Here is an 11,623-nt window from a genome sequence, read left to right on the forward strand (position 1 = left end):
CCCGTGGAAAGCGGAGTGTCCTGCCGAAGCAGGGCTCAAGAATAAGATTCGGTTTTAAGCACTGGAAAATTAGTTATTGTCCCAGCCTCTTTACTCTGTCGGATTCAATATCCGGTGCAGGAAGCGCTGTGTACGATCTTCTTTTGGGTTCGAAAGCACTTCTGCCGGCGATCCTTTTTCGACAATGACGCCGCCATCGATAAAGATGATTTCATCGGCGATTTCCTGGGCGAATTTGATCTCATGCGTGACGACCACCATCGTCCAGCCTTCATTGGCCAAATCGCGCATGACTCGGAGCACTTCCCCGATCAGTTCCGGATCGAGCGCGGAAGTTGGTTCATCGAACAGCATGAGCTCCGGTTTGATTGCAAGCGCCCTGGCAATCCCCACCCGCTGCTGCTGTCCGCCCGAAAGCTGGTACGGATACAGATCTTTTTTATCCTTTAGTCCTACTTTATCAAGCAATTCGATGGCTTCGTTCCGTACAGTCTGTTTGTCTCGTTTTTGGACCTGAACAGGTCCTTCCATGACATTTTCCAGCACCGTACGATGCGGGAATAGATTATAAGATTGAAATACCATGCCTGATTTGCGGCGCAGTTTGATCAATTCCTGCTGTTTGACCTTCTGGCTGAAATCCACTTGATGGTCCTCGAAGCCGACGATTCCTTCATCCGGAATCTCCAGTGCATTCAAACAGCGCAATAGCGTTGTCTTCCCGGAACCCGATGGTCCGAGGATCGCAATCACCTTGCCTTTATCCACTTGCAAATCGATGGATTTCAACACTGTATTTGTACCGAAAGTTTTCTTTAAACCTTTTACTGCTAGCATTGCTATCCCTCCTTACCTTGCTGTGTAACGGTCTAATCTGCGCTCAAGCTGATGCTGGACCAGCGACAGGACGAAACAGATGATCCAATAAATGAAGGCAGCCAGGATATAAATATAGACAATCTGATCCAGGTTGGTGGCACCGATTTGCTGTGATTTGCGAAACAGCTCGGTTACGAGAATCTGGGATGCCAGCGATGTTTCCTTCACCAAGCTGATGAAGCTATTGGATAAAGGCGGCACGGATACTCGCAATGCCTGCGGAAGAATGACACGAAACAGCGTTTTCCGATATGTCATCCCAATCGTAAAGCCCGCCTCCCATTGTCCTTTTGGAACCGAGAGGATGGATGCCCGGATGATTTCCGATGCATATGCCCCTACATTCAAGGAAAAGGCTATGATAGCTGTCGGATACGGATCGATCATAATATTCAATTCCGGCAGCAAGTAGAAAATGATGAATAACTGAACGAGCAGCGGTGTGCCTCGGATGGCAGATACGTAAACAGAGAAAATCCACCGCAATGGCTTGATCTTCGAAATCCTTACCAGTGCCGTGATGAGTGCGATGATGATACCAAAAAAGAATGAAATAAGAGTCAAGGGGATCGTGACTTTGATCCCCTCGATCAGTATCGGCCAGAATGACTGCTGCAACAGCTCCCAAGGGATGACAATCCCGCCGAATACCATATTACTTGTTAACATCTTCGCCAAACCATTTCGTTGAGATTTCAGCTAATGTACCATCTTCACGCATCTCATCAAGTGCTTTGTTGAACTGGTCCACGATCTCCCCGCTATCTTTGCGGAAAGTGAAGTATGTCTCGGATGGCTCGCCAGTCTCGAAAGCAATTTTCACTGGTGCATCCTCATCGGTATTATTCAAATAATCAAGGACAGCAAGTTTGTCATTGAAAGTAAGATCGACACGGCCTTGTTCAATCAGCTGAATGGATTGCGCCAGCCCTTCGACACCTTCGATTTTCGCTCCTGCTTCTTCGGCAAGTGCATTATAGTTACTTGTCAAAGACTGTGCGGATGTCTTGCCTTCCACATCCTCGATTGATTTTATTTCGTTATTATCCGCAGCTGTCACGACAACCGACTGGGATTTTGTATAAGGATCGGAGAAGTCATATTGTCCGACACGTTCGTCGTTCTGCCCTTTACCCACTTGGTTCGCGATAACATCGAAACGCGCGCTGTTCAAACCAGAGAACATGGAATCCCACTGTGTTTCTTCAAATTTCACTTCAAGGCCCAGATGCTTGCCGACTTCCTCCATCACATCTACATCATAGCCTGTAAGCTCCCCATTATCGTCATGGAAAGTGAACGGAGCATAAGTTCCTTCCGTTCCTACAGTAATTACACCTTTATCCTGAACTTCTTGCCAAAGATCGGAATTACCGCCATTATCACCTGAATCGGACGCGGAATCATCTCCGTTGCCGCAGGCGGCGAGAATTGCAAATATTGACATAAATAGTAGACCTAATAGTGCTTTCTTCATGTACCAAACCCACTTTTCTATAATTTTTAACTTCAACAGTGTACGTCCAACATCAGCAAAAGTAAAGAAAAAAGTCTGAGTGAACTAATCAGGATTAAATGACATGGCATCGCTTAGTATAAACGTAAATGCAGCGAGTCATTCAAAGTGATACAAGCCACTGGACAGTGCCGCCGTATCCTTCCTTCAGCATGCTCAATTATCTATTGAAGCAAAATATTCCACCACATTCAATGAAGAGGCACTATAACCTTACCCATAAAGCGGATAAGTGAATCCTATTAGGGATGTGTAAGAATCACCGGAATGGTCACATTAACAACAGAGAGAAATTTGGAGGTAACAATCATGCGCAATTTTAATAACACGATATTGGTGCCGATCGATTTACAGAAAGGGATCGTCACTTTCCCGGGCGAAGGATCTGCAGCTTGGTCTGCACTCGATGAGCGCCTGCAAGCTGGAAAGCCGGATTTTGCGGGGGCGCAGCGGAATGTGGGAGCTTTCATTGGCATAAAACAGATTGCCGCGGAGGATCATAGCAGGAAAGCACTGCTTCTTGCCGCTGGGGATATGATCAGCTTGTCATCACGGACACGATGCCGGATGAGACTGCCTGCAAGACCGACCTTGAAACACAGAATCCGCATCACAAAAGATTCCCTCGGTATGGTGAACATGCATGAATAAAAAACAGCGTGGTCTATTCCTGACAGCCATTGCAACAGGAACGATGCTGAACCCGTTGAACTCTTCCATGATTTCATTGGCTCTCCATGCCATCCAGCATGAATTTTCGCTGACCTTCGCTACCGTTTCCTGGCTTATCTCCACCTACTATCTAGCCAGCGCCATCGTCGTACCGATTGCAGGTAAGGTCGGGGATTTGATCGGGCGGCGCAAGATGCTGTTGGCCGGTCTGCTTCTAGTGGCTGTATCCGCAATCGGAGCCCCGTTTGCAGGCACGTTTTTGATTTTATTGGGAATGAGGCTCTTTCAGGCCATCGGCAGCAGTTCCATTTACCCTGCCGGAATGGCACTTGTGCGGACGCATATTCACGAAAAACAAGCATCGGCACTTGCCATCCTGTCGATTTTCACTTCCTCCATGTCTGCTTTCGGCCCGACTGCAGGGGGATTTTTGATTGACTTTGCAGGATGGCCGGCGATTTTTACCGTAAATGCACCGTTCATTCTGCTAAGTTTTTTACTGACATGGTCCGCAGTCCCGAAAGATCCAAAAACCAATCATTATACCTTGCGCGAATTTTGGAAGCAGCTCGATAGCATCGGCATCATCTTGTTTGCTCTTGGCATGAGCTTTCTATTGTATTTCCTTTTGTCTTTCGAGCACGGTATCCATTATATCCCGCTAGGTACGGGGGTCCTCTTTTTGGCAGCTTTCATTTATCGCGAACTGCATGCAGATCATCCTTTTATCGATGTACGACTTTTGCAGAGCAACAGAAGGCTGACCCTTGTCTACATCCAGTTCATCCTATTGAATGTCTTTAACTACAGTCTCTTTTTCGGGCTGCCGAGCTTTTTTCAGGACGCCTTGCACTACAGCTTGAAAACAAGCGGACTGATGATGATTTTCCTTTCGGGTGCAAGTACATTGATATCCTTCATGATGGGACGCTGGATCGACCGCTCCGGTACCAGTATCCCTACGATAGCCGGGGCTGTGCTTATGATCGGCGGTACAGCTGGTATGGCAGTTTTATCAGAACGGCTCACACTCGGAAATATCGGGGTCATCCTCATTTTTCTGGGTATCAGCTACGGTATCGGAAATGTAACCTTGCAAGCTTCCATGCTGAATGCCTCTCCCGAAAATATCGTCGGGACAAGCTCAGGTCTCTTTCAGACATGCAGATACCTGGGTTCCATTCTTTCTTCCGTTGTCTTGGCAATTGTCTTTGGTGCTGACCTTTCCCTCCCCGGCTTCCGGAGATTAATGATTGTACTCTCCATCACCGGCTTGGCTTTCTTGCTTACAGCCATTTATTCAAGGCAGCTGGAAAAAGCAGCGGTATGATATTCCGTTGCTTTTTCCAGCTGATATTGACATCCGCTTCTATTAGTCATACAATTAAACAAAATAACAATTAGCCCCATTCTTTTTTAATGCCCTTTTATGAAATCGTTTACAAAAGGAGGAATATGCATTGAAATCAAAAGCTGCGACAAACCCCTATTTTGTCAAAGTACATGCGCAGGACAATGTCGCCATCGCTGTCACCGATGGCGGCCTTGCTGCCGGCACTATCCTGGACGATGATGAAATTATCACGCTAGAACGTATCCCTCAAGGTCACAAAATTTCCCTTCGGTCCATCAAGACCGGAGAACCCATTATCCGTTATGGGGAGGTCATCGGCCATGCCACGACCGACATCGCTGCCGGAAGCTGGGTCCAGGAGCGTCATTTGCTCATGCCGACTCCTCCTCCGCTTGACGATCTCTCTCTGTCCCCGGAACCCACTGCCCCCATGGAGCCATTGGAAGGTTATACATTCGAAGGCTTCCGCAATCCGGATGGTTCAGTCGGTACCAAAAACATACTCGGAATCATCACCAGTGTCCAATGTGTCGTCGGTGTAATGGATCATGCAGTCAAAAAGCTGAAACAGGAAATCCTGCCAAACTATCCAAATGTAGATGACATCATCGGGCTTCATCATACCTACGGCTGCGGAATCGCCATTCAAGCGCCGGAAGCTGTCATCCCCATTCGCACCGTCCAAAATTTAGCCCGCCATCCCAACTTTGGCGGGGAAACGCTGGTCATCGGTCTTGGCTGCGAAAAACTCATTCCCTCACGTGTGAATCCAAGCGGTGACGACAGTGATATCATCATGCTCCAGGATCAGCAGGGATTTCATGCAATGGTAAATAAAATCATCGAAAAAGCGGAAGTAAAACTTGCCAAGCTGAACAGCCGGAAACGAGAAACCTGCCCAGTCTCCGAACTTGTCATTGGTACGCAATGCGGCGGAAGCGATGCATTTTCCGGCGTTACCGCAAACCCTGCCGTAGGTTACGCATCCGATTTGCTTGTCCGTGCTGGTGCAACCGTGATGTTTTCCGAGGTGACGGAAGTCCGTGATGCCATCCATTTGCTGACACCGCGCGCCGCCAGCAAGGAAGTCGCTGAAAAGCTGGTACGGGAAATGGATTGGTATGATCGCTATTTAGCTTCCGGTCAGGCTGACCGCAGTGCCAATCCATCACCCGGGAACAAAAAAGGCGGCTTATCCAATGTAGTGGAAAAAGCGTTGGGCTCTGTTGCCAAGTCAGGGCAAAGCACCATCATGGATGTCCTTGCTCCAGGAGAACGAGCCGGGACAAAAGGCCTGCTATTTGCCGCCACACCTGCCAGTGACTTTGTCTGCGGTACACTGCAGCTTGCTTCCGGTATTCATCTGCAGCTGTTCACAACCGGACGCGGAACCCCATACAGTCTGGCAATGGCTCCAGTTGTCAAGATATCGACCCGCACCGCCCTGCAGGAGCAATGGAAGGATTTAATCGATATCAATGCCGGAACGATCGCTACCGGAGAAGCAACATTGGAAGAGGTTGGCTGGGAGATATTCCATTTCATATTGGATGCAGCAAGCGGCAGAAAAAAGACCTGGGCCGATCATTGGGGCACCCATAATGATCTTGCCCTCTTCAATCCCGCACCTGTCACCTAAAAACAATAATCCCGATGCAGACTGCATCGGGATTTCTTTCTTGTCATCCGATCAATAAACGCAAGGCAGCCATCAGCACAACGCCAACTATGACTGTAAACAACAGACTCTTTGTCCAAAGTGCAAATAAGACTGTTGGAATGATGATCACGATGGCCTGCCAATCAAAGGATGCCGCCCCGCCCTCCCCCAGCACACTAGAGACGACAAGCGCAGTCAGGATGCATATAGGTATATAAGATAGCCATTTCATGACGACGACTGGTAATTTCAAATTCCGTATTATTAAAAATGGCAGGACCCGAGGCACTATTGTCACTGCCGCGCAAGCAGCTATCAGCAGCAGCATAGATAAAGAAGTGGTCATTTCTCTGTCACCACTCCAATCGTTGCTCCTATGATTGTAGCAAGCAGCACGGCCATATGGGAACTGACAAAGAATGAAAAGCCTGCCATCAAGAGGACAATGCACCCCATCAGCCGCAGATAATGCTTTAATTTTGCCGATTCAATGGCATCGAGCTGCAGCACAAGCAGCGCAATGAACATAGCTGTCAGGGCAAAATCCAGCCCGAATGCCTCTGGATCCGACAGCCAGTTCCCAAATAGTGCACCAGCAGCACAAGAGACAATCCAGCATAAATAAGCAGTGATGTTAAGTCCGTTCATCCAGCTTGCACTCATCCGCTGCTTTAGCTGAAGTCTGCCAGAAGCAACCCCAAAGGTTTCATCTGTCAGCAGAATGCCGATTCCGATGTTCCGCCAGACAGAATACTGTGTAAAATGCGGTGCAAGTGTCGCACTCATCAAGAAATGACGGAGATTCACAATGAAGGTCGTCAATATGATTGCAGCTGCCGGACTCCCATCCAGCACCAAGGCTGCAAAAATAAACTGTGCTGATCCAGCATATACCAGTAACGCCAAAAGCACGACCTCCAATGCACTGATTCCGGCCGCAACACCGACCACGCCGGCAGCAATCCCGATGCTGATATAACCAAGCAAGGTTGGAATGCAATCCTTTACGCCCTGCCTGAAAGTCATATCCCTCTTTTCCTCCGCCTCCATCGATACGCTCACATCTGCCATTCCTCTTCCTCCCAAATCGCTTCTATTGTTAGCTAGTATATCAAATACCGGGAAGAGAAGGAGGTAATGGAATGAAACTATATCGATAGGTCTGTATGCATGGCTCATAAGCAGCAGAAATCACAAACCAGGCTCAGCAGAACATCCGGAAGGTGAACGGACAAATTGCTCAGACTAAATCTGGTTTATATTGTAATAAAAACCTTAATATAGAAGGTTATCCTTTGTTCATGGGCTATAAAAGAACTTTATATCCATGAACGACTAACCCATAATCTGGGTAAACAAGAAAATAGAACCAGAATGCTCGATTTAAAGAATTGCATGACAGCGGGCTTTGCTTTAGGAGAGGGAAAACACTAGTGCAATATACACTTATAAATTCCAATAAAATGGAACCCTTACAAGTGTAAAGAAGTGAAATGGTTAATTGACATAATTCGGCAAAGCTAGTACGCTTAAGCCCGTTAAGGAATGAAGTTTGGGGAGTAATTCAGTATGTACAAATTTGAAGTTGATGACAAAGAGAAGGTGCTTCGCATCACAGCGGAAGGGTTCTTTAAGAATAAGGAATCCACAGCATTCATGGAGACTCTTTATGAAACATTCGGGTCGATCCAGGCCTCGGAATATGATCTCATCGTTGATCTCATCCATTTGAATGTGATAAAGCAGGATCTGGTCTATCGAATAGCTGATGCTTTTAAGTTATATGATGAACTTGGTTTCCGTAACATCGTCATCATCAATCCTATTTCCATTTTAGCGAAAGTACAGCTTTTCAATATCGCAAGAAGTGTGCACTTCTCCGGCACCTTCGTAGATTCACTGGATGAATGGCAGGCGCATTAACGCACTGCCATCCTATCCGGCGTCTTCGCGATATGTACGAGCAGACCGATGATTGTCAGCAAAATGAGCGAGGTCAAGGCAGCTCTGCTAGCCAAATCCCCAAAATCTTTCAACGCAAGCGTTATACTCCCATAAATCATCGGACCAATGATGGATGACACCTTTCCAGAGAACGCAAACAGCCCAAAGAACTGCCCCTGCTTTTCAGTTGGGGATAAATCCACAATCAAAATCCGCGATGTGACCCAGATCGACCCAAGGGCAATTCCGAAAAGACTGCCGGCTATCCAGAACATCCATTGGGCAGCAGCCAATACCCCGATGGTCAAAGCAATCACCATGATTACCGCAACCAAGGAAAATGATCGATGTGCCCCGATTTTATTGGCTATCTGACCAAAGCAGAAAGACCCGATGATTGCCGTGACCGTGGAAACAAGATAGAGGATGATGAACTGCCCGGAACTGAATCCTACTACTGTGACGGCATAGACACTCATGACAGCAATGGTGGTTGCGATTGCATCGTTGACGAAGAAATAACCAATCATGAATCGGAATATCGACCGATGTTTCCGGATCTCCCTGATGGTAGCGATGATTTCTTTATATCCTGATAGCAGGCCATTCCCGGATTTCTTCTGCATCGAGCGTTCTTCCCTTAAGAAAAATAGCAGCGGAAGTGTAAATACCAGATAGAGAGCCGCCGTTGCCAAAAAAACATATTCATAGCCGTCATCGAGCAAGAAGTAAACCATCAAACCGGCCAGAGTGCCCATATAGCCCACAGCCACGCCGAACCCCGATAATATCGACAGACGATCCCTCGGCACCAAGTCACTGATTTTCGCATCATAGAATATGAGACTGCTATTATAGAAAAATTTTGCCAGTACAAACATCAGGACAGTCGCTACAAAAGGTACTGGAAGCCCCCATAGTATCCCATCTGAATCCCATCCCGCAAACAGCCCCATTAAAACCGTACACAAAATGGAGATGGCAGCGAATCGGATGACATAACGCTGCTTATAGCCCGTCTGATCGATCCAGACCCCGAATAACGGCGAGAAGATGACGAGAAAGAAGCTGGCCAGCGCATTTGCATAGGATATCAGCGCATTTCCGAGCTGTTCCAATTCCGCCGTAGTACCGATTGTATCCGTTACATAGAATGGAAAAAAGACAGTTGTGATATTGGAAGAAAATATCGTATTGGCAAAGTCATATAACGCCCATGACAAAATCGGCAGGGAAAAGAGAAAGCCGAATCCACTGCTTTGATTGGAAATCTGCTTCAAGCGTTTGCTTTCCATGGGAAACCTCCTTTTTCTTCCACTATACCTTATGCCGCTTTACCTGCACGGTTATTTACAAAAAAATTACAGTGCATTTACCCATCGAAATTTTACCCACTCACAAAGTGATTGCCATCTATTAACGTAAAACCAATCATTATGGTGCTGGTTCATCAATTCCCGCTTCCTATCAAGAATAATGCTGGACGCTATTTTCATGTGGAATGCAGCCGCACTCTGAGAAACATCAAAAAAAGACACAGAAACAGTACAATTGTTTCCGTGTCTTCCATTCTGTTCTTTAAGCATCGACAGCGGCGCTTCTGTGCTGACTTCCTATATCGCACTAATATCCACCGTCCCCTCCCCGTCTTCCTTTGCCTCTTTTGCAGCAGATTCCTATTTGGATGCACTATCCGAACTGCATGATGCCAAGCAGGAAAATCGAAGTGTTTTTCATCCGAACATCACTCGTTTCCTTGGTTGCTTTTAATACGAATCACCACCAGCTCAGTTAATATCTCCAGGAAATGCAAATCTTCTACTCCCTCACCTGTTCCACAATGGACTGTCCAGCGGAATCATCATCGAACATCCATTGCCACTGCTCATGCAGCCGTATCCGGCCGTCTGCCAATATTTCCGGAACGGAAACGCATTGCCCGCTCCGCAGCTCCTGATGATCATTGATGTGATGATAACGGAAACGGAGCTTGCCATCTGCTTCGACCAAACCGATCAGCCTTCCTTCCAGAATGGCACCGCCGGCATATTCTGCGGTGAGAATCTTCCCTTCCTGCCGATAATGGAAGATGGTATCACTGGTGGTTTCACCATTGTCTGTATTCGTGACCGCCCGAAAAGTCAGGTTATGATAATTCATCCTGCCCCTCCACTTTAAGACGTTTCCTTGCCTGTTCCGCACGCTGTCTCGCCTCATTCACCGTATCGGCAGCAGATAAGGCAACAGCAACTCTGCGCCCTGCTGTCGTCACTGGTTTACGGAAGACACGAATCTGCGTTTGCGGCTCCTGCAGCGCTTCCCGCATACCTGAAATATGATAAGAGTCGTAAGCTGCATCAGCCTTTAATGGACTGGTCGCACCGGGCTGCACAAGTTTGATTTCTGTAATCGGCAGCCCGAGTATCGCTCGTACATGCAAGGCGAATTGTGACAGCTGCTGTGTCACCATCGTCACCATGCCGGTGTCATGCGGGCGCGGCGATACTTCACTGAAATATACTTGATCCCCGGCAAGGAAGAGCTCGACTCCGAATAAACCGTAGCCGCCCAATCCTGTTGTAATACGCTCTGCTATTTCCTGCGCTTGTTCCAGCTGTGATGCTGTCAGCTGATGCGGCTGCCATGACGCGATATAATCGCCATTTTCCTGTTCATGCCCAATTGGCTCGCAGAAGAAAGTACCATTTATCGCGCGGACGGTCAGCAATGTGATTTCCGCATCGAACCGAATGAATTCCTCGACGATGACACGCGGTTTCTGAACCCTTCCGCCTTCCATCGCCAGCTGCCAGCTCCTCTCCATATCCTCCTGACTTCGGCAGACACTTTGTCCTTTTCCTGATGAACTCATCAATGGTTTGATGACACACGGAAAGCCAATTTCCTCCACCGCGTCCCGAAATGCCTCATATGTATCCGCAAAACGATAGCCTGCAGTCGGAATATCCAATGTTTCTGCAGCAAAACGGCGGATGCCTTCACGATCCATCGTCAGCTGTGCCGCTTTTGCAGTCGGTACGACGAGATAGCCTTCCTTCTCCAATTCAATCAATGCATCTGTAGCAATTGCTTCAATCTCCGGAACAAGAAAATCCGGTTTCTCCCATTCCACAATCTGTCTGAGCTTTTCCTGATCAAGCATATCGATGACATAGCTGCGATCGGCCACAGCCATTGCCGGAGCATTGTCATACCGATCTACTGCGATCGTCTCCACACCAAGCCGCTGCGCTTCGATTATGACCTCTTTCCCCAGTTCTCCAGATCCGAGCAGCAGCAGTTTTTTCGTTTGAAACATACAATCGCCTCCTAGGTTGCAGTCAGTAAATGTTTTGCGTCATGATTCGAATTTATTTAATAAACTTATGTTACCATGCCTGTCCAATCAAGGTAATCCTTACTTTAGCCACAAATAAAAAAACTGCCCTAACCAGGCAAACACCGGGTTTCTTGGCATCCGGACAGTCGAGTGCTTCATGATTGATCAAACGTTCATTCAGCATAATGATCAAACGTCCATCGCCCTGTTTTAGTCACCTGTCGAAAAACAGCTGCAAGAGTTTCGCAGACTTTGGCC

General features: G+C 47.5%; 12 protein-coding genes. 4 read left to right on the forward strand and 8 right to left on the reverse strand.

The annotated features are described in order from the left end of the window. Positions 1-90: 90 nt before the first annotated feature. Genes CHH53_RS01660 through CHH53_RS01670 form a run of 3 tightly spaced genes read right to left on the reverse strand, consistent with a single transcriptional unit; the run spans position 91 to position 2,356 of the window. A complete protein-coding gene (locus CHH53_RS01660; RefSeq protein ID WP_095214392.1) occupies positions 91-837 on the reverse strand; it encodes an amino acid ABC transporter ATP-binding protein in 747 nt (248 codons plus the stop codon). A gap of 12 nt (positions 838-849) precedes the next feature. Next, positions 850-1,548 carry an amino acid ABC transporter permease gene (locus tag CHH53_RS01665; protein WP_095214393.1) on the reverse strand — a complete coding sequence of 233 codons (699 nt, stop codon included), beginning with the start codon at positions 1,546-1,548 and terminating at the stop codon, positions 850-852. Then, entirely contained in the window at positions 1,535-2,356 is an 822-nt protein-coding gene (locus tag CHH53_RS01670) for an amino acid ABC transporter substrate-binding protein (protein WP_095214394.1), read from the reverse strand. The genes CHH53_RS01665 and CHH53_RS01670 overlap by 14 nt, the downstream gene beginning before the upstream one ends. A 348-nt stretch (positions 2,357-2,704) precedes the next feature. On the opposite strand from CHH53_RS01670, the gene CHH53_RS01675 reads away from it, so the two are divergent. From CHH53_RS01675 to garD, 3 genes are all read left to right on the forward strand, one after another. Beyond that, the gene (locus tag CHH53_RS01675) at positions 2,705-3,046 is read left to right on the forward strand and encodes a hypothetical protein (protein ID WP_095214395.1); all 342 of its coding nucleotides are present in this window, start codon (positions 2,705-2,707) and stop codon (positions 3,044-3,046) included. Then, on the forward strand, positions 3,039-4,397 hold the full coding sequence (locus CHH53_RS01680; protein WP_095214396.1) for an MFS transporter: 1,359 nt from the start codon (positions 3,039-3,041) through the stop codon (positions 4,395-4,397). The genes CHH53_RS01675 and CHH53_RS01680 overlap by 8 nt, the downstream gene beginning before the upstream one ends. Before the next feature lie 130 nt (positions 4,398-4,527). Next, positions 4,528-6,060 (forward strand): galactarate dehydratase, encoded by a 1,533-nt coding sequence (gene garD / locus CHH53_RS01685; RefSeq protein ID WP_095214397.1) that lies wholly within the window; start codon positions 4,528-4,530, stop codon positions 6,058-6,060. Between the two features lie 43 nt (positions 6,061-6,103). On the opposite strand, the gene CHH53_RS01690 is transcribed toward garD, so the two are convergent. Beyond that, on the reverse strand, positions 6,104-6,427 hold the full coding sequence (locus tag CHH53_RS01690) for an AzlD domain-containing protein (RefSeq protein ID WP_095214398.1): 324 nt from the start codon (positions 6,425-6,427) through the stop codon (positions 6,104-6,106). Continuing rightward, positions 6,424-7,152: an AzlC family ABC transporter permease gene (locus CHH53_RS01695; protein WP_233134760.1), complete on the reverse strand. Its 729-nt coding sequence runs from the start codon at positions 7,150-7,152 to the stop codon at positions 6,424-6,426. The genes CHH53_RS01690 and CHH53_RS01695 overlap by 4 nt, the downstream gene beginning before the upstream one ends. A gap of 498 nt (positions 7,153-7,650) precedes the next feature. On the opposite strand from CHH53_RS01695, the gene CHH53_RS01700 reads away from it, so the two are divergent. Continuing rightward, on the forward strand, positions 7,651-8,004 hold the full coding sequence (locus CHH53_RS01700) for a hypothetical protein (protein WP_095214399.1): 354 nt from the start codon (positions 7,651-7,653) through the stop codon (positions 8,002-8,004). Here the strand turns inward: CHH53_RS01700 and CHH53_RS01705 are convergent. The 3 genes from CHH53_RS01705 to purT form a co-directional block, all read right to left on the reverse strand. Next, entirely contained in the window at positions 8,001-9,320 is a 1,320-nt protein-coding gene (locus tag CHH53_RS01705; RefSeq protein WP_095214400.1) for an MFS transporter, read from the reverse strand. The genes CHH53_RS01700 and CHH53_RS01705 overlap by 4 nt on opposite strands. A 523-nt stretch (positions 9,321-9,843) precedes the next feature. Then, positions 9,844-10,185 (reverse strand): avidin-fold protein, encoded by a 342-nt coding sequence (locus CHH53_RS01715; protein WP_095214402.1) that lies wholly within the window; start codon positions 10,183-10,185, stop codon positions 9,844-9,846. Next, positions 10,172-11,344, reverse strand: coding sequence for a phosphoribosylglycinamide formyltransferase 2 (gene purT / locus CHH53_RS01720; protein WP_095214403.1), 1,173 nt, complete (start codon positions 11,342-11,344; stop codon positions 10,172-10,174). Before purT ends, CHH53_RS01715 begins: the two co-directional genes overlap by 14 nt. Positions 11,345-11,623 lie beyond the last annotated feature (279 nt).

It is taken from the genome of Terribacillus sp. 7520-G, assembly GCF_002271665.1.
GTDB lineage: Bacteria > Bacillota > Bacilli > Bacillales > Amphibacillaceae > Terribacillus.